The 22,169-nt window shown below is 71.8% G+C and carries 17 protein-coding genes; 11 read left to right on the top strand and 6 right to left on the bottom strand.

The annotated features are described in order from the left end of the window. Positions 1-3: 3 nt before the first annotated feature. From SM757_RS05080 to SM757_RS05065, 4 genes are all read right to left on the bottom strand, one after another. On the bottom strand, positions 4-1,332 hold the full coding sequence (locus SM757_RS05080) for an extracellular catalytic domain type 1 short-chain-length polyhydroxyalkanoate depolymerase (RefSeq protein ID WP_322464622.1): 1,329 nt from the start codon (positions 1,330-1,332) through the stop codon (positions 4-6). Between the two features lie 26 nt (positions 1,333-1,358). Beyond that, the gene (locus SM757_RS05075; protein WP_322464621.1) at positions 1,359-1,781 is read right to left on the bottom strand and encodes a CopG family transcriptional regulator; all 423 of its coding nucleotides are present in this window, start codon (positions 1,779-1,781) and stop codon (positions 1,359-1,361) included. Between the two features lie 123 nt (positions 1,782-1,904). Continuing rightward, positions 1,905-2,321 carry a hypothetical protein gene (locus SM757_RS05070; protein WP_322464620.1) on the bottom strand — a complete coding sequence of 139 codons (417 nt, stop codon included), beginning with the start codon at positions 2,319-2,321 and terminating at the stop codon, positions 1,905-1,907. 172 nt (positions 2,322-2,493) lie between these two features. Then, positions 2,494-3,753: a DEAD/DEAH box helicase gene (locus SM757_RS05065; RefSeq protein WP_322464619.1), complete on the bottom strand. Its 1,260-nt coding sequence runs from the start codon at positions 3,751-3,753 to the stop codon at positions 2,494-2,496. Positions 3,754-3,969: 216 nt separating this feature from the next. Between SM757_RS05065 and SM757_RS05060 the strand changes: the two genes are divergently transcribed. The 4 genes from SM757_RS05060 to SM757_RS05045 all read left to right on the top strand — a co-directional run bounded on the left by SM757_RS05060 (position 3,970) and on the right by SM757_RS05045 (position 8,026). Further along, a complete protein-coding gene (locus tag SM757_RS05060; RefSeq protein ID WP_322464618.1) occupies positions 3,970-4,944 on the top strand; it encodes a chromate resistance protein ChrB domain-containing protein in 975 nt (324 codons plus the stop codon). A 70-nt stretch (positions 4,945-5,014) separates the two neighbouring features. Continuing rightward, positions 5,015-6,418, top strand: a complete 1,404-nt coding sequence (gene chrA / locus SM757_RS05055) for a chromate efflux transporter (RefSeq protein WP_322464617.1) — start codon at positions 5,015-5,017, stop codon at positions 6,416-6,418. Positions 6,419-6,612: 194 nt separating this feature from the next. Further along, on the top strand, positions 6,613-7,239 hold the full coding sequence (locus SM757_RS05050; protein ID WP_322464616.1) for a Crp/Fnr family transcriptional regulator: 627 nt from the start codon (positions 6,613-6,615) through the stop codon (positions 7,237-7,239). Positions 7,240-7,324: 85 nt separating this feature from the next. Continuing rightward, a complete protein-coding gene (locus tag SM757_RS05045; protein ID WP_322464615.1) occupies positions 7,325-8,026 on the top strand; it encodes a response regulator transcription factor in 702 nt (233 codons plus the stop codon). Positions 8,027-8,086: 60 nt separating this feature from the next. Here the strand turns inward: SM757_RS05045 and oxlT are convergent, their stop codons facing one another. Both oxlT and SM757_RS05035 read right to left on the bottom strand, forming a co-directional pair. Further along, positions 8,087-9,505: an oxalate/formate MFS antiporter gene (gene oxlT / locus SM757_RS05040; protein WP_322464614.1), complete on the bottom strand. Its 1,419-nt coding sequence runs from the start codon at positions 9,503-9,505 to the stop codon at positions 8,087-8,089. 19 nt (positions 9,506-9,524) lie between these two features. Then, a complete protein-coding gene (locus SM757_RS05035) occupies positions 9,525-11,039 on the bottom strand; it encodes a sensor histidine kinase (RefSeq protein WP_322464613.1) in 1,515 nt (504 codons plus the stop codon). 267 nt (positions 11,040-11,306) lie between these two features. Between SM757_RS05035 and SM757_RS05030 the strand changes: the two genes are divergently transcribed. The 7 genes from SM757_RS05030 to SM757_RS05000 all read left to right on the top strand — a co-directional run bounded on the left by SM757_RS05030 (position 11,307) and on the right by SM757_RS05000 (position 22,159). Then, positions 11,307-11,588 carry a hypothetical protein gene (locus SM757_RS05030; RefSeq protein WP_322464612.1) on the top strand — a complete coding sequence of 94 codons (282 nt, stop codon included), beginning with the start codon at positions 11,307-11,309 and terminating at the stop codon, positions 11,586-11,588. A gap of 256 nt (positions 11,589-11,844) precedes the next feature. Then, a complete protein-coding gene (locus SM757_RS05025; protein ID WP_322464611.1) occupies positions 11,845-12,162 on the top strand; it encodes a c-type cytochrome in 318 nt (105 codons plus the stop codon). A gap of 239 nt (positions 12,163-12,401) precedes the next feature. Then, positions 12,402-14,645: an NADP-dependent isocitrate dehydrogenase gene (locus SM757_RS05020; RefSeq protein ID WP_322464610.1), complete on the top strand. Its 2,244-nt coding sequence runs from the start codon at positions 12,402-12,404 to the stop codon at positions 14,643-14,645. Between the two features lie 184 nt (positions 14,646-14,829). Further along, positions 14,830-15,495 (top strand): response regulator transcription factor, encoded by a 666-nt coding sequence (locus SM757_RS05015; RefSeq protein ID WP_322464609.1) that lies wholly within the window; start codon positions 14,830-14,832, stop codon positions 15,493-15,495. A 33-nt stretch (positions 15,496-15,528) separates the two neighbouring features. Continuing rightward, positions 15,529-15,948 (top strand): response regulator transcription factor, encoded by a 420-nt coding sequence (locus SM757_RS05010; protein WP_322464608.1) that lies wholly within the window; start codon positions 15,529-15,531, stop codon positions 15,946-15,948. After that, entirely contained in the window at positions 15,945-21,023 is a 5,079-nt protein-coding gene (locus SM757_RS05005) for an AAA family ATPase (protein ID WP_322464607.1), read from the top strand. Before SM757_RS05010 ends, SM757_RS05005 begins: the two co-directional genes overlap by 4 nt. Beyond that, positions 21,020-22,159, top strand: a complete 1,140-nt coding sequence (locus SM757_RS05000) for a sensor histidine kinase (RefSeq protein ID WP_322464606.1) — start codon at positions 21,020-21,022, stop codon at positions 22,157-22,159. Before SM757_RS05005 ends, SM757_RS05000 begins: the two co-directional genes overlap by 4 nt. The last annotated feature ends 10 nt before the right edge of the window (positions 22,160-22,169 follow it).

The raw sequence follows: 22,169 nt of genomic DNA, 5'->3' as shown, positions 1-22,169 counted from the left end.
GCCTCAGCCGCGCCGCTGCAGCCTGTGCGCGAGGAAGAAGCGCAGCATCGCCGCGGTGGCGTCCGGCCCCTGCGCGTCGGTGTAGGAGCCTTCGCGGCGCCCGCCCGCCCAGGCATGGCCAGCGCCGTGCACGCTCCAGTGCTCGGCCATGGGGTGGCCGGCGGCATTGCGCCAGGTGCGCCGCGTGTAGCGGCGCCCGCCGCGGCTGCTGCCGTGCTCCACCTCGGCGGCGCGGGTGGTGATGGCGCAGGCGGCCACGGCCTGCTCGCCGTTGACGGGGTGGACGATGGCGTCACTGTCGCCATGGAACACGATGGTGGGCGGTGCCGCGGCCTCGCCCGCGGCGGCCGGCTGGCCCTGGCCCTGCATCGCGGCCAGCGCCCCGGGCAGGTCGCGGGCCACGCCCACGGGCAACCCGGAATGCACGCCCACCGCGGCAAACACGTCGGGGTAGGCCGCGCCCAACACGGCGGCCATCGCGCCGCCGGCCGACAGCCCGGCCACGTACACGCGCTCGGGGTCCAGGCCGTGCCGGCTGACCACCGCCTGCACCATGCCCGCCAGCAGCGCGGCCTCGCCACGGCCGCGCGCCTGGTGGCTGTGCTTGAACCAGTTCCAGCAGCGCTGCGGGTTCATCTGCGCCGACTGCGCCGGGTAGAGCACGAAAAAGCCCTGCTCACGCGCCGCTTCGTTCATGCCGGTGCCGGCAGCGAAATCGTCCGGATGCTGCGTGCAGCCGTGCAGCATCACCACCAGCGGCAAGCCGCTGCCGTGCCGCTCGGGGGGGACAAAGAGCTTGAAGGCGCGCGTGCCGCCCGCCTCCGTGTGGCTGCCGTGCACGAAGCGGCCCTCGCCGGGGCCGTAGGGCTCGGCGTCGGGCAGGGTGTGCGGCGCGGGCGCCTGCAGGGGGTCCGCCAGCCCGTCCAGCGAGGGCGCCAGGGACTTGAGCGCCGCCAGCACCCGCCGCGCGGCCCTGCGCCCCGCCCGCGGCCCGACCCCGGGTTCGGCCAGGGGGTCGGCACTCGAGGCGGCCGCAGGGGCCGCCGTGCGCACAGGCGCTTCGGGCGCCGCGCCGGGTGAGGGCGACGCCGGCGCCGGGTCGCTCACCACGCGGGCCGGGATGTCGATCACGTCCGCCTGCGGCCGGTGCGTGCCCAGGGGCGCCGTGAAAGGCGTCGTGAACGGTGTGCTTGGCGCGGGCGTGAAGGTCGGGGGATGGGCACTCGGCTGCCCGTGCAGCGCTGCTTGGATCAGCGCCGTGGCGGCCTGCAAGTCACCGGCGCGCGTGAGGCGCGTGGCGGCCAGCATCGTGCGCTGGAAATCGGCATTCATGGCAATCCTTGGGGAGTGGTGCGCCTTCAGCGCATGCGGGGCGCCAGCGCGGCCTTGACGGCGGCGCTGGCCTGCAGCGCACCGAGCACCACGATGGAGTCGATGGTGTCCAGTGCGAGTTCGGGGCTGACGTCCAGGCCGATGCTGGCCAGGCCCAGCACGCGTATCTGCAGCCGCTGGCCGCTGGCCTGCACGGCGCGCAGGTCGTCCGCGCTGAAGTGCTGTATGCCCAGCACCAGCGTCTTGCGGGCCACCACCTGCTTCACCGCCTCGGCATGGACCGCAAGCTGGTTGCGTATGGCCGTGCGTATCAGGTCCGTGCGGTTGGCATAGAAGCCTTCCTGCACCAGCAGGTCGATCTGGCCGAGGTCCACGACGCCGAGATTGATGGTGATCTTCTCGTCGGTGGACTTGACGGGCGTTTGGGCGAGGGCAGGTCTGGACGGCATGGAGCCATCCTAGAACCATCCAATTGGATGGTGAAGCACTAAGTTGTCAGCGTTGGCAACGGCGCCGCGGCGGCGGCCAGCCCGCCTAGTGCCGGCCGCGCGCCAGCCGCGCCAGCCGCGCCTTCAGCGGCCGAGGTGCGTGTTGTCCAGCATGCGCTCCAGCCACTGCGGGCCCAGCGCCTGCAGCTTTTCCCAGCGCGCGTCGTTGAGCTGGATGGTGCGGGGCTTGCTGCGCTGGTCCACGCCCAGCGCCGGCATGGCCGGCGGCTGCGCCTGGCGCAGCTCCAGGCCGAAGGGCTCCACGCCCAAGGTTTTGGCGGCTTCCCGCAAGGCTTGGCCCATGAGGGCATGGGCTTCGCAGTCGCGCCAGGGCTGGGAGCTGAGCCGGCTCAACTGCCGGCGCGCTTCGTCCACCAGGGCGGCGGCCGTCGGTGGCGGCAACTCGGCCGCGTAGTTCAGCAACTGCAGCGGCATAGCGGCTATGGCCGCCTGATGGGCCTCCGCGCTCACCAGATCGTCCCGTGCGTAATCCGTCATCATCCTTGCGGGCTCCATGTGGATGGGCTTGGCCGGCACCCATGCCGGCGCTGCCGTGGTGGGATCAAGCGGCGTGCCGCCCAACTTCGCTTCACGGCCGCCGCAGGCCACAGGGTAGCCGCCGGGCAGGCCGGCCGCGGGTGGGCTGTACCCGGCTGCCCACAACGCCAGCGGTTTATCGCAGGGTGCCCTGGCCGGCCGCGGCTTCGCGGGCCTTGTCCTTCTTGCTCTTGCGCCGGCCCTTGATGCCGCCGCCGTCGGCCGCTGCCGCCGCGGGGAGCGCCGAGGCCTGCGCGGCCGGCTCGAAGCCGGCCACCCGCTCACGCGGTACGCGCTGCTGCTGGCGTTTCTCTATCAGCCTGAAATGGGCCTCGGCCTCCGGCGTGACGAAGCTCAGCGCCACGCCGGCCGCGCCCGCGCGGCCCGTGCGGCCTATGCGGTGCGTGTAGTCGGCGGCCGCGCGCGGCAGGTCGTAGTTCAGCACCGCCGGCAGGCCCACGATGTCCAGGCCGCGCGCGGCCAGGTCGGTGGCCACCAGCACCTGCAGGGCGCTGGACTGGAAATCGGCCAGCGCCGCGCGGCGCGCGCCCTGGCTCATCTGCCCGTGCAGCGCCGTCGCGGCGATGCCGGCGCGGCGCAGCTTGTCGGCTACGTGCTCAGTGGCGTACTGCGTGGCCACGAACACCAGCAACTGCGGCCAGCCGTGTTGGGCGATGAGGTGGCGCAGCAGCGGCGTGCGCCGCGCCGCGTCCACTTCGATGGCACGCTGCTCGATGTCCGGCCGGCTTTGCGCCTCGAGCGCGGGCGCGATGTGCAGCGGCTCGTGCAGCAGCCGCCCAAGCAGCGCCTGCACGGCGGGGGGAAAGGTCGCGCTGAAGCACAGGTTCTGCCGCCGCGGCGGCAGCAGGGCCAGCACGCGGGCGAGCTCGTCGGCAAAGCCCAGGTCCAGCAGCCGGTCAGCCTCGTCCAGCACCAGGGCCTGCACGGCCGACAGCTTCAGCGCGTTGTGCTCCACCACGTCCAGCAGCCGGCCCGGCGTGGCCACCACGATGTCCGCGCCGCCGCGCAGGCCCATGAGCTGCGGGTTGATGGAGACGCCGCCGAACAGCACCGCCACGCGCAGCGGTGCCTGCAGCGCGCGGGCGAAGTCCTGCAGCACCGTGCCGACCTGCTCGGCCAGCTCCCGCGTGGGCGCCAGCACCAGCGCCCGCGCCGCACGCGGACCCGGCGCCGCGGGCGCCTGCGCCAGGCGCTGCAGCAGCGGCAGCGCGAAGGCCGCCGTCTTGCCCGCCCCGGTGGGGGCATGGGCCTGCACGTCGCGGCCCTGGAGGATGGCCGGCAGGGCGGCGGCCTGTATGGGCGTGGGGGCGTGCCAGCCGCGCTCCTGCGCGGCGCGGGCCAGGGCCGAAGACAGGCCCAGTTCGGAAAAAGTCATGGAGGCGGGCCGTCTTTGAGCGGCCACAGGCGAAAGGGGCCGGATTGTCCCCGGGACTGCGCCCCCGCAAGCGGGCCGAGGCATGAGGCCGTTGGGCCGGCGTGGTGGATTACCGGCATCGCCGCCCGCGCCGCGGGCGGTGCCGGAGCACGCAGGCCGCTGGGCGGCCTTATTTGCAGCTTCTGGCAGGCACGGTGTCCATGTAGTATCCGCGACATGCATGTCGAAGTCGCTACACAGGAGTGGCTGCTGTTGGTCGTGTCCTTGCCCACGGCTAATGCCACGGCGCGCATGCGCATCTGGCGCGCTGTCAAAGGCCTGGGCTGCGAGGCGCTGCGTGACGGGGCCTACCTCATGCCCGCGGGCGGCGAGCGCGAGGCGGCCTTGCAGGAGCTGGCCCAGGAGTGCACGCGCGCAGGCGGTACGGCTTGGCTCATGGCCGTGCAGCCGCGCCGGCCTGGCGAGGAAGGGGCATGGCGCCAGCTTTTCGACCGCGGCGAGGCCTACGCCGGGCTGCGCAAGAGCTGGATGGACGCCGTGCCCACCCTGGCCGGCCTCTCCAGCCAGGAGCTCGCGCGGCTGCACCGCCGCCTGGCCCGCGAATACGAGGCGGTGTGCGCGATCGACTTCTTCCCCGGCGACGCCGCCGCCGACGCCCGCGCGGCTTGGGCGGAGGTGGAACGGCGCCTGCGCCGCGCGCTGCAGGCCGACGAGCCGCACGAGCGCGCGGGTGCCATCCCGCGGCTGGACCCCGGCGCCTACCGCGGCCGCACCTGGGCCACGCGGCGGCGGCTGTGGGTGGACCGGGTGGCCAGCGCCTGGCTGATACGCCGCTTCATCGACCCCGATGCCCGCTTCCTGTGGCTGGCGCAGCCCTCGGACTGCCCGCCGCACGCGCTGGGCTTCGATTTCGACGGCGCCGCCTTCACCCACGTGGGCGAGCGCGTAACTTTCGAGACGCTGCTGGCGGGCTTCGGCCTGGAGAGCGACGCGGCCCTGCGGCGGCTGGCCGTGCTGGTGCACCAGCTCGACGTGGGCGGCGATGCGGCGGCCGAGGCCGCCGGCTTCGAAGCCGTGCTGGCCGGCGCCCGCGAGCGGCTGGACGATGACGACGCCCTGCTGGCCGAGATGGGCACGGTGCTGGACTCGCTGTACGCGCACTTCGCGCGCGCGGCGGCCAGGGAGAAATGAACACGGCACGGGCCTCTGCGGCGGTGGGCAGACACATGCCGCGGCACCCGCGCCCACTCGGAGAGCAGGCATGAGCACCACCACATCCCCCACCCCGGCAAGCCCCGCGGCGCCGGCCGGCCAGGCCCAGGCGGCCCAACCGCCGGCGGCCGTGTCGTTCGCCGAGGCCTTTCGCTTCTGGCTCAAGCTGGGCTTCATCAGCTTCGGCGGCCCGGCCGGGCAGATCGCCATCATGCATACCGAGCTGGTGGAGCGGCGGCGCTGGATCAGCGAGAACCGCTTCCTGCACGCGCTCAACTACTGCATGTTGCTGCCGGGGCCGGAGGCGCAGCAGCTCGCGACCTACATCGGCTGGCTGATGCACCGCACGGCGGGCGGCATCGTCGCGGGGGCGCTGTTCGTGTTGCCCTCGCTGTTCATCCTCATCGCGCTGAGCTGGATCTACCTGCGCTTTGGCAACGTGCCGGTGGTGGCGGGGCTGTTCTACGGCATCAAGCCCGCCGTCACGGCGCTGGTGCTGCACGCGGCGCACCGCGTGGGCACGCGGGCGCTGAAGAACGGCTGGATGTGGGCCATCGCCGCGGCGGCCTTCCTGGCCATCTTCGCGCTGGACACGCCGTTTCCCGCCATCGTCCTGGCCGCCGGGCTGATCGGCCACTTCGGCGCCAGGCGCTGGCCCAAGGTGTTCGCGCTGGGCGGCGGGCACGGCAGCGCCAAGGCCGGCTATGGCCCGGCGCTGATCGACGACGACACGCCCACGCCGGCCCATGCGCGCTTCTCCCGCCGGCAGCTCATGCGCATCCTGGCCGTGGGCCTGGGCCTGTGGGCGCTGGCCATGGCGGGGCTGGTGGCCGCGCAGGGCGTGCAGGGCACGCTCACGCAGATGGGCTGGTTCTTCACCAAGGCCGCCTTGCTGACCTTTGGCGGCGCATACGCCGTGCTGCCCTACGTCTACCAGGGCGCGGTGGAGCATTACCAGTGGCTCAGCGGGCCGCAGATGATCGATGGCCTGGCGCTGGGCGAGACCACGCCGGGGCCGCTGATCATGGTCGTGGCCTTCGTGGGTTTCGTGGGCGGCTGGCTGCGCCAGGTGCTTGGGCCGGACGCGCTGCTCCTGGGCGGTGCGCTGGCGGCGACGGTGGTGACCTTCTTCACCTTCCTGCCGTCCTTCGTCTTCATCCTGGCCGGCGGGCCGGTGGTGGAGGCCACGCACGGCAAGCTGGGCTTCACGGCGCCGCTGTCGGCCATCACGGCGGCAGTGGTGGGCGTGATCCTCAACCTGGCGCTGTTCTTCGCCTACCACGTGCTGTGGCCGCAAGGGTTCTCGGGGCGTTTCGACGCCGTGTCGGCCCTCATCGCCGTGGCCGCCGCCGTGGCGCTGTTCCGCTTCAAGGTGGGCGTGATGCCGCTGCTGGCGGCTTGCGCGGTGGTGGGGCTGGTGGTGACGATGGCGCTGGGCGGCGTGCGGGCCTGACGCGCGGCGCGCCCGCGGGGCAGGCGGCCGCGAAGCCGCCTGGGCTATCGCACGGGGCCCGCTCCGCGAGCCCATTGCCGTTTTCCCCAGGTCCGCGCGTGACTTTCGTCACGGCCATGTGGTGCGGGAAGGCACGGGGCCGCCGTGACGTTTCGCAGCGTGGCGCCGCGCGGCGGCTGCCTACAGTGCATCGCATGAAGTGCTCACTGCTCAACCACCCGCTGCGCAACTCCATCAGCCTGCAGCTGAAGTTGCATCCGCTACTGGCCGGCCTGGACGACGCGGCGCACGCCGCGCTGCTGGGCATCATGACCGTGCACGAAGTCCACCGCGGCGAGCGGCTGCTGGAGCAGGGCAGCCGCGAGCTCAGCCAGTTCCTGGTGCTCGACGGGCTGCTCAAGCGCGTGGTCACCAGCGCCAACGGGCGCGAGATGACGCTGCGCTTTGCCGGCGAGCGCGACATGGAGAGCTGCTACGAGGCCTGGCAGCAGGGCGGCGCCTCGGGCTTTTCCATCGTGGGTGCCAGCGCCGGGCTGGTGGTGTCCCTGAGCATGAGCGACTGGTGCGAGGTGCTGGAGCGCCACGCCTGCGTGCAGCGCGCCTTCCAGCACCGCATGGTGCTCATAGGCGCGGCCATCGTGGAGCACGCCGTCGGGCTGCTGCTGCTCGATGCGCCCAGCCGCGTGCAGCAGTTCTCCTGCAAGCATCGCGAGCTGGTGGAGCGGCTGCCGCACAAGGACCTGGCGTCCTACCTCAACCTCTCGGCCGAAACCTTCTGCCGCGTGACGCGGCGCCACCGCCCGGCCGCGCAGGTGGCCTGAGGAGGCGGGAAGGATTGCCATGACGTGTGCATCACCGTCCCCGCCCTGGCCTGCAGCGGAAACGGCGGGCCGTATATTGGGCTTCATGAACGCCGAACGTGCCACCGCCCAGCAGCGCATACGCCTGCTGATCGTCGATGACCAGTCCCTGGTGCGCCGGGGACTGGCGCTGATGCTGTCCATGCAGGCCGACATGGAAGTCGTCGGCGAGGCCGGCGACGGGCTGGAAGCGGTGGAGCAGGCCCGCAAGCTGCGCCCGGACGTGGTGCTGATGGACCTGCACATGCCGCGCAAGGGCGGCGTGGGCGCCACGCGCGAGATCACGGCCTCGCTGCCCCACACGCGCGTGCTGGTGCTCACGACGCTGGAGTCCGAACAGTCCGTGTTCGACGCCGTGCGCGCCGGCGCCATGGCCTACCTGCTCAAGGACGCCACCGAGCAGGAGGTGCTGGACACCGTGCGCCGCGTGCACCGGGGCGAGTCGCACCTCACGCCGCAGATCGCCCGCAAGGTGCTGGACCAGTTCCGCCGCCTGGCCGAGACCGCGCCGCCGCCGTCGTCCCACCGCCACGACCCGGACGAGGAGCCGCAGGCCGAGCTCTCCGACAAGGAAAGCAAGGTCCTGCAGCTCATCGCCGAGGGCAAGAGCAACAAGCAGATCGCCACCATGCTGTTCCTGGCCGAGGGCACGGTGAAGAACTACGTCAGCCGCATCATGGAAAAGCTGCACGCGGGCAGCCGCACCGAGCTGGCCGTGATCGCGCTGCGGCAGCGACGGGTGGATTAACACCGGCGCCAGCGCCTTGCCGCTTTGCCCAACAGGCCCGCTTGCCGGGCCTGTTGCGTTTCAATGCCCATCCAGCAGCCTGTGCCGCATGGGCCGCAACACGAACCACGCCAGCAGCGCCGCCAGCACGTTCATGGCGCAGGCGATCAGGAACACCGCGTGCCAGTCGTGCGTGGCCAGCACCAGCGTGCTCGACAGCGGCACCGCCAGCGAGGCCACGCCCTTGGCCGTGTAGAGCAGCCCCGCATTGGCCGCCGCGAAGCGCGAGCCGAAGGTGTCGGCGCACACGGAAGGGAACAGGCTGTAGATCTCGCCCCAGGCGAAGAAGAGGGCGCCGCTGAGCAGGATGAAACCCAGCGGGCTGGCGCCCAGCTCGTACAGCGCCAGGATGGCCACGGCCTCCAGGCTGAAGGCCAGCACCATGCTCTGCTCGCGCCCAAGCCGGTCCGACACCCAGCCGAAGACCAGGCGCGACAGGCCGTTGAGCACGCGGTCCAGCGCCAGCGCCGAGGTGAGCACGGGCAGCGCCAGCCCGGCCAGCACCAGGTCCACGTCGTGGATCTTGAAGTCGCGCGCGATGAGCGCGAGCTGCGCCGTGGCCATCAACCCGCCCGCGGCCACCAGCACGAAGATGGCGTACATCACCCAGAACACCGGCTGGCGCAGCGTTTGGGCCGGCGTGTAGTCGCGCTGCGACTGGCGCAGGTGCGGCGGCGGCGCGGGCGTCTCCACGTGCTTGAGCAGTTTGTTGGGGTCCTCCAGGCCCAGCGCCAGCAGCATCACCAGCAGGCCCTGGCCCAGGCCGAAGTACAGGAAGGCCGCTTCGTAGCCGCGCGACTCCAGCACCATGGAGATGGGCACCACCGTCAGCGCCGAGCCCGCGCCGAAGCTCGCCACCACCAGCCCAACCGCCAGCCCGCGCCGCTCGGGGAACCATTTCAAGGTGCTGCCCAGGCAGGAGCCGTACACCGCGCCCGCGCCCGTGCCGCTGATGGCCGAGGCCGCGTAGAGCAGCGGCAGCGAGTCCACGAAGGCGTTCATCACCCAGCCGATGGCGCACAGCAGCCCGCCGCCCAGCACCACGGGGCGCGGGCCGAAGCGGTCCACCAGGTAGCCCTCCACGGGGACGAACCAGGTCTGCGTGAGCACGAAGATTGCAAACGCAACCTGTATGGCCGCGTGGCTCCAGTCGAAGCGGTCGGCAAACGGATCGACGAACAGGGTCCAGCCGTACTGCAGGTTGGCGATGGTGGCCATGCAGACCATGGCCATGGCGAGCTGGCCCCAGCGGAAACGCGGTCCGGGCGGCGCGTCGTCGGCAAAGTCCTCCAGCCACGCGTCGGCCTGCCCTTGGGCACCTTGGGTGACTGGTGCGCTGGCCGGTGCGGCAGCGGCGGCCGGGGCTTGCGTGCCTCGCCAAGGCGTGGCCACGCGGGCGCGGCGCTGGTCGAGCTCGTCGTCGTCCGCGACGGATTGCATGCAGTTCATTCCTGTCAAATCAAGGGATGTGGACGGGATGGCCCAGGGCGCCGTTGCCGTTGCCATTGCCGCTTCCATTGCCGTTGCCGTTCTGCGGCCGCATTTCCGGGCCCACGCGCAGCCGCACCCGCACAGCCGTGCCCGCGCCCGGGGCGCTTTGCAGCTCCAGCGCCGCGTCCACCAGTTGCGCCTGCTCGCCGATGCCCACGAGGCCGAAGTGCCCCGGGTGGGGCTCGTCCAGGTCGAAGCCCAGGCCGTCGTCCACGATGGACAGCTCCACCGTGCCGTCGCCCAAGTCCGTGAGCGCCACGTCCACGTGCGTGGCCTGCGCGTGGCGGTCCACGTTGCGCATGGCCTCCTCGGCGATGCGAAACAGCGTTTCCGCGCGCGTGTCGGCGAAGGTGGCGGCCTGCGGGTCGGCATGGAAGCTCACCTCCAGCCCCGTGCGCTCGGCAAAGCGGTTGACCGCGCCGGCCAGCGCCGCGCCCAGGCCGAGGTCGCGCACGGCGTTGAGCCGCATCTGGCTCACGGCCTCGCGCGCCTCCTTCATGCCCTGGCGCGCCACTTCCTCGGCCCGCTCCAATTCGGCGCCGAGCTTTTGCGGGTCGTGCGCGTGCAGCATGCGCAGCGTGCGCACTTCCACCAGCATTTCCATCATGGAGTGGGCCAGGGTGTCGTGCAGGTCGCGCGCCAGGCGCAGCCGCTCGCGCACCACGGCGGCGTAGCGGCTGTCGGCGGCCAGGCGCTCGACTTCGCGCGTGCGCGCCTGCACGCGCTGCTCCAGCTCCTGCGTCATGCGGTCCAGCTCCTCGTGCTCGCGGCGCTGGGCCTGCAGCAGCCGGCTGAAGGCGCGGCCCAGCACGGCCACCTCGTCGCGGCCGTTGGGCTCGACGATGCCTTCGGCCTCCTGCCGCGCCACGCGCAGCACCTGTGCCGTGAGCGCGCCCAAGCGCCGCGTGAGGCCGCGCGCGAACATGGCGCCCACGAGCGCGGCCGTGATGCTCAGCAGGATGGAGATGGCGGTGAGCTTCTCGTTGAGGCCGCCACCGCCGCCATGGCCGCGCTCCTCGGCCGGCTGCACGGCGGCCACGTGCACGCCCAGCGCGGCCAGGGCCGGGGCCGCATCGCGCGGCGCGGTCACGACCACGGTGCGCTGCCCGTCATCGTCCGGCAGCAGCGCCACGCCGGGCAGCACGGGCGGCAGGTCGTCCAGCGGCCACTGGCCCTCAGGCCGCATGAACAGCACCCCCAGCCGCGCATCCAGCAGCAGGATGCGCGCGCTCCGGTCGGGCTTGACCTCCTCGCGCGCGGCGTCGGCAATGTCGGCGAGCTGCTGCATGGGCGGCAGGGCCTGCATGCTGGTCGCCGCGGGGTCGCGCGTGGCCAGGGCGCGCTCCACGTCCACGGCCACCCGGCCGGCAAAGCGCTTGAGCGTGGCATCGCGCTGCGCCAACATGCTGTTGGCCGCGTAGTCGCCCACGGCCACCAGCGCCAGCGCGATGGTGAGCGAGAGGACTACCGCGAACCAGGCCACCGCGGTGGCAAGGCTGCGTCTGGGATCAAGGGCACGAAAACTGCGGAACATCGTTGCGCGCGGATATTGGCGACTCCTGGGCCCTTGTCCATCGGTATATCGACTAGAAGCACCAGGAGTTGCAGCGCGCGCCGGCGCGAGATGGTGACGCGACGCAACCAAGCGCAAAGAAGTGACGAAAGTCACGGCCCATCAGTGCCTTTGTTCACTGCGCCGGGGTGCCGTTTCGCAGGGGACGGCGCGGCGGCCGGCTTCTAGATTTCCTGCATGAACACCACCGCCTACGCCCTGGATGCCGCCACCGCGGCAGCCGCCTTGTCCCGGGACGACATGCTCGTGGACCTGGTCTGCTTCAAGTGGCTGATGGCGGATCTGGGCTGCTGGGTGGACGTGCCGCGCATGCGCCGCGACGGCGCCTACGCCAGCGAATGTGCCGCGCGTGGCCTCCTGGCGCGCTCGGACGTGCTGCGCCAGCGCAGCCGCGATCTGCTGGCGCTGCTGCACGGCGGCCTGCCGCAACCCGCGCAGGCGGGGCAGGCCCGCGCCTGAAGGCGCGCGGGGTCGGTGCCCGGGGCCGGGCCAGTCCGCAGGCCGGCTTGGGCGCGTTGATCCGGGCGGTGTGGCGTCGTGGAGCGCTTGGCACAGGCGCCACGCGACGCCTTGTGGAGCGCTTTGGGCGCCCTCTGCGGGTTCACCCTAGTCGCAACCGGCCTGGGAGGCCGTGCGACGTGTTCCATCAAGCCGGTACAGGCCTTGCGAAGGAAGCGGAAATTTCCTGGCTGACGACGAACAACGGAGACTTCCCATGTCCCTGAGCACCCAAGCTGCCCTCCTGGCCCTGATGGGCGTGGCTGCAACCCTGGCTGCCGCCCCGGCGCGCGCCGCCGACGGCACGGCCATCTACAACCAGACCTGCGCCATGTGCCACAACCCCGGCCTGGCCAACTCGCCCAAGTTCGGCGACAAGGCCGCCTGGGAGCCGCGCCTGGCCCAGGGCCGCGACACGCTGCTGCAGCACGCGCTCAAGGGCAAGGGCGTGATGCCGGCCAAGGGCGGCAACCCCAAGCTCACCGACGAGGAAGTGGCCGCCGCGCTGGATCACATGCTCGCCGCGGCCAAGTAAGGGCCGCTCCCCCACGCGTCATCGGCGCTGCCGGGGAGGGCCCGGGTGGGCCCCGGGGCGGCCCCAGGCTTTCGCCAGGCTGACACCGGGTGGCGGCGCAACCGGTCTTTTCAGGCCAGGTGGCGGGAAAACAGGCCTTGAGATTCGATCCGGACGGCGGTGTCAGCAAGAACGCCGCCAAGATTGAATACAGTATCTGGTTTTCCCCCCCACCCCCTGACGAGACAGAGAACAACGCCATGTCCGCCGCGCACCCCCGCATCACCTACACGCTCACCGACGAAGCGCCGCTGCTGGCGACGTATTCGTTCCTGCCCATCATCCGCACCTTCGCCGCGCCGGCGGGCATTGAAATCGCCGAAAGCGACATCTCGGTGGCCAATCGCATCCTGGGCGAGTTCCCCGAGTACCTCAGCGACATGCAGAAGGTGCCCAACACGCTGGCCGAGCTGGGCAAGATGACGCTGGAGCCTGATGCCAACATCATCAAGCTGCCCAACATCAGCGCCTCGGTGCCGCAGCTCGTGGCGGCCATCAAGGAGCTGCAGTCCAAGGGCTACCAGCTTCCCAACTTCCCCGAAGATCCCAAGACCGACGCCGAGAAGGCCATCCGCGCCCGCTACGCCAAGTGCCTGGGCAGCGCCGTGAACCCCGTGCTGCGCGAGGGCAACTCCGACCGCCGCGCCCCGCTGGCCGTCAAGAACTACGCCCGCAAGCACCCGCACAGCATGGGCGAGTGGAGCATGGCTTCGCGCACCCACGTCGCGCACATGAAGCACGGCGACTTCTACCACGGCGAAAAGTCCCTGACCCTGGACCGCGCCCGCGACGTGAAGATGGAGCTGGTGACCAAGAGCGGCGAGACCATCGTCCTCAAGCCGCTGGTCAAGCTGCTCGACGGCGAGATCATCGACAGCATGTTCATGAGCAAGAAGGCCCTGTGCGCCTTCTACGAAGAGCAGTTCGAGGACGCGCGCAAGACCGGCGTGATGCTGTCGCTGCACGTCAAGGCGACCATGATGAAGGTCTCGCACCCCATCGTGTTCGGCCACGCCGTGAAGATCTTCTACAAGGAAGCCTTCGCCAAGCACGGCAAGCTCTTCGACGAGCTGGGCGTGAACGTCAACAACGGCATGGTGAACCTGTACGACAAGATCGCCACGCTGCCCTCGTCCAAGCGCGAGGAGATCATCCGCGACCTGCACGCCTGCCACGAGCACCGCCCCGAGCTGGCCATGGTGGACTCGGCCAAGGGCATCACCAACCTGCACGCGCCCAACGACGTGATCGTGGACGCCTCCATGCCCGCCATGATCCGCTTGGGCGGCAAGATGTGGGGCGCCGACGGCAAGCCCAAGGACACCAAGGCGGTCATCCCCGAGTCCACCTTCGCTCGCATCTACCAGGAAGTCATCAACTTCTGCAAGACCAACGGCGCCTTCGACCCGCGCACCATGGGCACCATCCCCAACGTGGGCCTGATGGCGCAGCAGGCCGAAGAGTACGGCTCGCACGACAAGACCTTCGAGATCGCCGAAGACGGCGTGGCCAACATCGTTGACATCGCCACCGGCGAGGTGCTGCTGTCGCAGAACGTGGAAGCCGGCGACATCTGGCGCATGTGCCAGGTCAAGGACGCGGCCATCCGCGACTGGGTCAAGCTCGCCGTCACCCGCGCGCGCAACTCCGGCATGACCACCGTGTTCTGGCTGGACCCGTACCGCCCGCACGAGGCCGAGCTGATCAAGAAGGTCCAGACCTACCTCAAGGACCACGACACCACCGGCCTGGACATCCAGATCATGTCGCAGGTGCGCGCCATGCGTTACTCGCTGGAGCGCGTGATCCGCGGCCTGGACACCATCTCCGTCACCGGCAACATCCTGCGCGACTACCTCACGGACCTGTTCCCCATCATGGAGCTGGGCACCAGCGCCAAGATGCTGTCCATCGTCCCGCTGATGGCCGGCGGCGGCATGTACGAAACGGGCGCGGGCGGCTCGGCCCCGAAGCACGTGCAGCAGCTCGTGGAGGAAAACCACCTGCGCTGGGACTCGCTGGGCGAGTTCCTGGCCCTGGCCGTGAGCCTGGAAGACTTGGGGCTCAAGACCGGCAGCAACCAGGCCAAGATCCTGGCCCGCACGCTGGACGCCGCCACCGGCAAGCTGCTGGACAACAACAAGGGCCCGTCGCCCAAGACCGGCCAGCTCGACAACCGCGGCAGCCAGTTCTACCTGTCCATGTACTGGGCCCAGGAGCTGGCCGCGCAGACGGACGACGCCGAGCTCGCCGCCCGCTTCGCCCCGCTGGCCAAGACGCTGGCCGACAACGAGGCCGCCATCGTCGCCGAGCTGAATGCGGTGCAGGGCAAGCCGGTGGACATCGGCGGCTATTACTACCCCGATCCCCAGAAGCTCAGCGCCGTGATGCGCCCAAGCGCCACCTTCAACGCCGCGCTGGAAAGCGTGAAGGTCGCTGCCTGACGCACGCGCCGGTATAGGCACGCAAGCCTGGCCGCGAAAGCGGCCAGGCTTTTTTGTTGCTCTTTGCTGCCAATTGCAGCCCTGTGCTGCCAGTGCCCGCGTTGCGCTTGCCGTGTTCCAGCAACTGGGAAAATGCCGGCTGCTCCCAGGCAGCGACCTTTCTCCAGGCTTTTTAATGGCTGGCATGCTGAGCCCGACCCCCGTTCCCACCGTCCACGTGATCGATGACGACGCCTCGGTGCGCGCCGCCATCGTGGCCCTGCTGCGGTCCGAGGGACTGGCCGTGCAGGCGCATGCGGACGCCGCGGATTTCCTGCAGCGGCGGCCGCTGCCCGGCCCAAGCTGCCTGGTGCTGGACGTGCGCATGCCTGGCGCCGACGGGCTGGACGTGCAGGCACAGCTCAGGGCGTTGGGCGAGGACATCCCCATCATCTTCGTCACCGGCCACGGCACCATCCCGATGACCGTGCGCGCCATGCGCGCGGGCGCCGTGGAATTCCTCACCAAGCCGTTTGCCGACGACGAGCTGCTGCAGGCCGTGCGCCGCGCCCTGGAGCGCGACGTGGCGGGCTGGGCCGCGCGCCAGGACTTGAAGCTGCTGCGCGAGCGCCACGCGCTGTTGTCGCCCCGGGAGCGGCAGGTGTTTGCCCTGGTCGTGGCCGGGCGGCTCAACAAGGTGGCGGCGGCGGAGCTGGGCGTGAGCGAGATCACGGTGAAGGTCCACCGTCGCCACCTCATGGAGAAGCTGCAGCTGCGCACGGTGGCCGACCTGGTGCGCGCCGGCGAGCGCCTGGGCGTGCGGGCCGGCGCCGCGAACGACGGCGGCGACAACGACTATACGAAGGTGTAATGGCGCCGCCGTGGTCGCCTCCTATGCTGCGCCATGGATGCAAGCGGGCGGGGCGAGGTCGACGGGGGCCAGCAGGACAAGGCGAGGCCGCTGGTGTGCGTCGTGGACGATGACGGCTCCGTGCGCCGGGCCCTGTGCACGCTGCTGCGCTCCGCGGGCTTCGACAGCCACGCCTGGGCCGGCGCGCAGGAGTTCCTGCACGCCGGCCTGGCGGCACAGTGCCGCTGCCTGATCGCGGACCTGCGCATGCCGGGCATGGACGGGTTCGAGCTGCAGCAGTCGCTGCGCCGCTCGCATCCCGGAGTGCCCGTGGTCTTCATTTCCGCCCATGCCGACGAGCCCGCGCGCCGCCGCGCCCTGGCCGCCGGCGCCGTGGATCTGCTGGGCAAGCCGTTCAGCGAGAGCGCCCTGCTGCACGCGGTGCACCGCGCCCTGGAGCCTGGCCGCCCATGAGCATGGTTTCGACGGGCGCCCTGCCGTCCAGGGAGGACGGCGCCGCTGGCCACGGGTCGGATGCGCCCGCGCGCCTGGCGCCCGCCGTGGCCGCCTTGAACCTGCGGCCACCGCTGCAACTGCAGCGCCTGCATGCCGACGACGTGGCCGCCTTGTTCCGGGTGCGCGGCGAGGGCCCGGCGCCCGGCTGCCTGGCGCTGCTGGCCGCGGGGGAGTCGCCGGAGCTGCTGCGCCGCATGCGCCACGAGCTGGCCTTGCAGCCGTGGCTGGACCTGCCCTGCGCGGCCCGCCCGCTGGGCTTGTTCCAGGACGGCGCCACCACCGTGCTGCTGAGGCACGACCCCGGCGGCACGGTGCTGGCCCAACTGCCGGGCGGCGCGATGGACACGGACCGCGCGCTGCGGCTGGCGCTGGACGTCGCGCTGGCGCTGCAGCAGTTGCATGCCGCGGGCCTGGTGCACGGGGACCTGCGGCCGTCCAACATCCTCGTGGCCGAGGGGCAGGGCGCGTGGCTCACCGGTTTCGGCCACGCCTCGCGCCTGGGCCGCGATGCACAGGGCGCCGTCGCCGCCGTGCAACGCGACGCCGACCTGGCCTACTTGCCGCCCGAGCAGGCGGGCGGCAGCGGGCGCGGCGCGGACGTGCGCGGTGACCTGTACGCCCTGGGCGTGGTGCTGCACGAGCTGCTGACGGGCCGCCGGCCCAGCGGCCACGCGGCGTCGCTGGCCGAGGGCCGGCACCTGCGCGGCGCGCCCCGGCAGCTCATGGACATCGTCCACAAGCTGCTGGCCGGGGTGCCGGCGCAGCGCTACCAGTCTGCGGCCAGCCTGGTGGCGGACCTGCGCCGTTGCGCGCGCGACTGGTCGGCCATGGGGGCCATCCAGCGTTTCGCGCTCAACCAGCGCGGCGCGGCCGAGCGGCTGCTCGCTCCGGGCCAGTTGTACGGGCGCGCGCGGCCGGTGCAGGCCTTGATGGAGGCTCACGCCCGCGTCGCCGCCCATGGCGGTTGCGAGCTGGTCGTGGTGAGCGGCCCGGCGGGCGTGGGCAAGTCGTCCATCGCCCAGGAGCTGCGCCGCCATGTCGCGGCGCGCCAGGGCCACTTCGCCGCGGGCAAGTTCGAGCAGCACGGGCGCGACATCCCGTATGCCTGCCTGGCACAGGCCTTTGGCGACCTCGTCAGCGGCGTGCTGGGCGGCGACGAGGCCACGCTGCGCCACTGGCAGGCGCGGCTGCGCGCGGCGCTGGGCACGCACGCCCCGCTGCTGCTGGGCGTGGCGCCGGAGCTGGCGCTGCTTACCGGCGCGCCGCCGCCGCCCTCGGCCCCGCCGCCGCCCGCCGAGGCCGCGGTGCGCTTCCAGTCCGCGGTGCGCGGCCTGCTCTCGGCCTTCGCCTCCGACCGCCAGCCGCTGGTGCTGTTCATGGACGACCTGCAGTGGGCCGACGCCGGCACGCTGCAATTGCTGCTGCACGTGCTCACCCACGAGGAAACGCGCCAGCTCCTGGTGGTCGGCGCCTGCCGCGCCAACGAGGTCGATGCCGCACACCCCTGGCCCGCCGTGCTGGCGCAGGTGCGGGCCGCGGGCGTGCGCGTCACCGACATCGCCCTGGACGGATTGGGCGCGGCCGACGTCGCGCAGCTCGTGGCCGACAGCCTGCAGGTGGAGCGCGACCAGGCCGGGCCGCTGGCCGCGCTGGTGCACGCCCGCACGCACGGCAACCCCTTCTTCACGCTGCAGTTGCTGTCCGCCCTGGCCGAGCAGGGCCTGTTGCGCCTGGACGAGCGCAGCGGGCGCTGGCGCTGGGACATGGCCCGGCTCCAGGCGCACGGACACCGGGACGACGTGGCCGGGCTGATGAACGGCAAGCTGCAGCGCTTGCCGGCGGCCGTGCGCGGCCTGCTGGAAGTGCTGAGCTGCTTCGGCTCCAGCGTGCGGCTGGACACGCTGGCGCGGGCCGCCGCGCTGGACGACGAGGCCGTCGCCCTGCATCTGAGCGTGGCGCAGCGCTCCGGCCTGGTGGAGCTCACGCCCGGCGGCTGCCGCTTCTGCCACGACCGCATACAGGAGGCCGCCTACGCGCTCATCCCCGAGGCACAGCGGCCGCAGCGCCACCTCGACATCGGCTGGCGGCTGTGCGCGGCGCTGGACGCGGACGCCTTGCGCGCGCACCTCTTCGAGGTCGTCAGCCAGCTCTCCCACGGCCTGGCGCTCATCGCCGACGAGGCCGGTCGCCTGCGCGCCGCCCAACTCTTCCTGGACGCGGGCCGGCGTGCCCAAGCCGACACGGCCTACACCGCCGCGCTGCGCTACCTGGGCGATGCCGATGTGCTGCTGCCCGCCGACCGCTGGGAGAATTGCTATGCGCTGGCCTTCCCGGTGGCCCTGGCGCGGGCCGAGTGCGAATTCATGGTGGGCCACATGGAGGCGGCCGCGCAGCGGCTGCAGGCGCTGCAGGCCCTGGCGCACGGCGTGGTGGACTTGGGCGCCGTGAGCTGGCTGCAGATCACGCTGCACACCGCCATGGACCGCAGCGACCTGGCCATACGGACCTGCGTGGCCTTCCTGCAGTCGGCGGGCATGAGCATCGCTGCGCACCCGTCCGACGCCGAGGTGCGCCGCGAATACGAGCTGCTGCTTGGGCGCCTGGGCTCGCGCGAGGGCATCGCCGCGCTGCTGGCGCTGCCCCTGCTGGAGGACCCGCGGCAGCGGGCCGTGCTGGACGTGCTGGCCGCGGCGCTGCCGCCGGCCTTCTTCAGCGACGAGAACCTGGTGTGCCTGCTGTTGTGCCGCATGGCCAACCTGAGCCATGAGTCCGGCAACGGCGACGCCTCGGCGCTGGCCTACGCCTACCTGGGCATGGTCGTGGGCCCGCGCTTTGGCGACTACCCGGCGGCCTTCGCCTTCGGCCAGCTGGGCTACGAGCTGGTGGAGCGCACCCCGCTCACGCGCTACAGGGCGCGCGTGTACATGTGCTTTGCCTACCACGTCATGCCCTGGGCCCGCCCGCTGGGCGAGAGCCTGCCGCTGCTGCGCCGCGCCTTCGACGTGGCGCGCGAAAGCGGCGACGTGACCTATGCCGGCTTCAGCTCCTGCACGCTGGTCACCACGCTGATCTCCTTTGGCGAGCACCTGGCCCACGTGCAGCGCGAGGCGCGCGAGCGGCTGCGCTACGTCAGGGGCGTCAAGTTCGGCCTGGTGGCCGACATCATCACCGTGCAGTTGCAACTGCTGGCCACGCTGCGCGGCGAGACGCCGGTATTCGGCTGCCTGGACGACGCGATGTTCAGCGAGGCCGCCTTCGAGGCCCGCCTGGTGCCCAACCGCAACCTCGACATCGCCACCTGCTGGTACTGGATACGCAAGCTGCAGGCGCGCTTCTTTGCCGGCCGCTACGAGGAGGCCGTGGCCGCGGCCGAGCGCGCCGAGCCGCTGCTGTGGACGTCGGCGGGCCACTTCGAGATGGTGCAGTACCACCTCATCGGCGCGCTGGCGCGCGCGGCCGCGTGCGACGGTGCGGCAGCCGCGCGGCGGGAACAGTTGCGCCGCGCGCTGGACGGGCACCTGGCGCAGCTGCGCGTGTGGGCACGCGAATGTCCGCGCACCTTCCAGTTCCGCGTGGAGCTGCTGGAGGCCGAGGTGGACCGCGTCGACGGCCGCACGCTGCAGGCGCTGCAGGGCTACGAGCGCGCGCTGCGCTCCTCGCGCGAGGGCAACGTGCCGCAGAACCAGGCCGCCACGCTGGAGCTGGCCGCGCGCTGCCACCTGGGGCTGGGGCTGGAGTCCTCGGCGCTGCCCCTGCTGGCCGAGGCGCGCGACCACTACGCCCGCTGGGGGGCGGACGCCAAGGTGCGGCAGCTGGAGGCGCAGTACCCGGCGCTGCGGCGCGATGCGCCCGCGGGCCACCCGCCCGCGGACGGCACGCGTCGCGCGGCTGAATCGACGGACCTGGCCGCGGTGCTCAAGGCCTCGCAGGCGCTCAGCGGCGAAGTGGGCCTGGAGCCGCTGATGCGCACGCTCATGGCCATCGCGCTGGAGCACGCGGGGGCGGACCGCATCCTGCTCGTCCTGCCCCGCGGCGAGCAGCTGCGCGTGGAGGCCGAGGCCCAGGCGCGGGACACGGGCGACGGACCGGCGGCCGTCACGCTGCGCTCCGTGGCCGTGCGGCCGGAGCAACTGCCGCTGGCCGTGCTGCACTACGCCATGCGCACCCGCGCCACCGTGCTGCTGGACGACGCGCGGGCGTCCGGCCATTTCGCGCTGGACCCCTACATCGCCGCCGGCCACTGCCATGCGCTGCTGTGCCTGCCGCTGCTGCGGCGCGGCGAGCTCATCGCCATCCTCTACCTGGAGAACCGCCAGGCCGCCCACGTGTTCACGCCCGCGCGCGTGGCGGTGCTCAAGCTGCTGGCCTCCACCGCGGCGATGTCGCTGGAAAACGCCGCGCTGGAGGAGAAGGAGTCGCTGCTCAAGGAGGTGCACCACCGCGTCAAGAACAACCTGCAGCTCATCAGCAGCCTGCTGAGCCTGCAGGCCGGCCGCTCCAACGACCCGGTGGTGGCCGAGCTGCTGCTGGAAAGCCGCAACCGCGTGCGCTCCATGGCGCTGGTGCACGAAAACCTCTACCGCGCCGGCAACTTCGCCCGCATCCCCATGCCGGGCCATCTGCAAAACCTGTGTGCGCAACTGGTGCGGGCCTACGGTATGGACGCGCGGCGCATCGCCACGCGGGTGGCGGTGGACGACGTGCTGCTGGACCTGGACCGCGCCGTGTGCTGCGGCCTCATCGTCAACGAGCTCGTGTCCAACGCCCTCAAGCACGCCTTTCCCGGCGGGCGCGGCGGCACGATAGACGTGGCGCTGCGTGCGGGCGAGGATGGCCGGTGCGAGATCAGCGTGGCCGACGACGGCACGGGCTTGCCGGCCGACATCGACGTGGAGCAGGCTCAGACGCTGGGCCTGCAGCTCGTGGGCGACCTGACCCAGCAGCTCCACGGCCGGCTGCACGTGGACAACGCCCCCGGCGCCCGCTTTCGCATCATCTTCGTCTTCCAGGAACCCAAGGCTCACGAGCGATGAAACGCGCCAACATCATGATCGTCGAGGACGACCGGGTCGTGGCCCGCGACATCCGCCAGCAACTCCAGCGCATGGGTCACGCGGTGGTGGCCGCCACCGCCGACGGCGAGCAGGCCGTGGCACTGGCCGCGCAGGCGCGCGCGGAGCTGGTGCTGATGGACATCCGCTTGGGCGGCCGCGTGGACGGCGTGGAGGCCGCGCGGCGCCTGCGCGCGCAGTGCGAGATCCCGGTGATCTTCCTCACCGCCTACGCGGACGACGAGACCCTGCGCCGCGCCGGCGAGACCGAGCCCTACGGCTACCTGCTCAAGCCCTTCGAGGACTCGCAACTGCGCACCACGGTGGAGATGGCGCTGTACAAGCACGCGGCCGAGCAGCGGCTGCGCGAGAGCGAGCGGGCCTTGCGCGCGGCCGAGGCCGAGGTGGCGCGCGTGGCGCAGCTCACGCGCATGAGCGAGCTGGCCGCGGCCATCGCGCACGAGATCAACCAGCCCCTGGCGGCCATCGTGGCCAATGCCGGCGCGGGGCTGAACTGGCTGCGGCGCGATCCGCCGGACCTGGCGGAAACGCGCGAGGTGCTGCAAAGCATCCGCGCCGACGGCCACCGCGCCGCCGAGACCATACGCAGCCTGCGGGCGCTGTCGCGGCGCAGCGGCCCCAGCTTCGCGTGCTTCGACCTCTCGGCGCTGGTGCGCGAGGTGGCCGAGCTCTCGCGCGAGGCCCTGCGCGAGCGCGGCGTGAAGCTCAACCTCGAAGGCGTGGTGCCGGGCGCCAGGGTGCATGCCGACCGCGTGCAAATACGCCAGGTGCTGCACAACCTGGTCACCAACGCCATGGACGCCATGGCGGAGGTGCCCGCGGGCGAGCGCTGGCTGATCCTGAGCGTGGCGCCGGCGCAGGCCGAAGGCACGGCCACGGTGACGGTGTCGGACACGGGCGTGGGCCTGCCCGCGGGCGACACGCGGCGGCTGCTGGAGCCCTTCTTCACGACCAAGGCCCACGGCATGGGCATGGGGCTGGCCATCTGCCGAGGCATCCTGGAAGCGCACGAAAGCCGCCTGGCCCTGGCGCCATCCACGCCGCGCGGCGCGGCGTTCAGTTTTGAATTGCGGCTGGATGACTTGAAATCCGGCTAGATACGTGAAA

It is taken from the genome of Azohydromonas lata (assembly GCF_034427735.1).
Classification (GTDB): Bacteria; Pseudomonadota; Gammaproteobacteria; order Burkholderiales; family Burkholderiaceae_C; genus Azohydromonas; species Azohydromonas lata.
The sequence above is the reverse complement of the archived record's forward strand: the minus strand, read 5'-3'. Positions and strand labels throughout refer to the sequence as shown.

Bases quoted from the DNA above. Each gene is read 5' to 3' on its own strand.
- SM757_RS05080 (WP_322464622.1), bottom strand. From the start codon at position 1,332: ATGAATGCCGATTTCCAGCGCACGATGCTGGCCGCCACGCGCCTCACG.
- SM757_RS05075 (WP_322464621.1), bottom strand. From the start codon at position 1,781: ATGCCGTCCAGACCTGCCCTCGCCCAAACGCCCGTCAAGTCCACCGAC.
- SM757_RS05070 (WP_322464620.1), bottom strand. From the start codon at position 2,321: ATGATGACGGATTACGCACGGGACGATCTGGTGAGCGCGGAGGCCCAT.
- SM757_RS05065 (WP_322464619.1), bottom strand. From the start codon at position 3,753: ATGACTTTTTCCGAACTGGGCCTGTCTTCGGCCCTGGCCCGCGCCGCG.
- SM757_RS05060 (WP_322464618.1), top strand. From the start codon at position 3,970: ATGCATGTCGAAGTCGCTACACAGGAGTGGCTGCTGTTGGTCGTGTCC.
- chrA (WP_322464617.1), top strand. From the start codon at position 5,015: ATGAGCACCACCACATCCCCCACCCCGGCAAGCCCCGCGGCGCCGGCC.
- SM757_RS05050 (WP_322464616.1), top strand. From the start codon at position 6,613: ATGAAGTGCTCACTGCTCAACCACCCGCTGCGCAACTCCATCAGCCTG.
- SM757_RS05045 (WP_322464615.1), top strand. From the start codon at position 7,325: ATGAACGCCGAACGTGCCACCGCCCAGCAGCGCATACGCCTGCTGATC.
- oxlT (WP_322464614.1), bottom strand. From the start codon at position 9,505: ATGCAATCCGTCGCGGACGACGACGAGCTCGACCAGCGCCGCGCCCGC.
- SM757_RS05030 (WP_322464612.1), top strand. From the start codon at position 11,307: ATGAACACCACCGCCTACGCCCTGGATGCCGCCACCGCGGCAGCCGCC.
- SM757_RS05025 (WP_322464611.1), top strand. From the start codon at position 11,845: ATGTCCCTGAGCACCCAAGCTGCCCTCCTGGCCCTGATGGGCGTGGCT.
- SM757_RS05020 (WP_322464610.1), top strand. From the start codon at position 12,402: ATGTCCGCCGCGCACCCCCGCATCACCTACACGCTCACCGACGAAGCG.
- SM757_RS05015 (WP_322464609.1), top strand. From the start codon at position 14,830: ATGCTGAGCCCGACCCCCGTTCCCACCGTCCACGTGATCGATGACGAC.
- SM757_RS05010 (WP_322464608.1), top strand. From the start codon at position 15,529: ATGGATGCAAGCGGGCGGGGCGAGGTCGACGGGGGCCAGCAGGACAAG.
- SM757_RS05005 (WP_322464607.1), top strand. From the start codon at position 15,945: ATGAGCATGGTTTCGACGGGCGCCCTGCCGTCCAGGGAGGACGGCGCC.
- SM757_RS05000 (WP_322464606.1), top strand. From the start codon at position 21,020: ATGAAACGCGCCAACATCATGATCGTCGAGGACGACCGGGTCGTGGCC.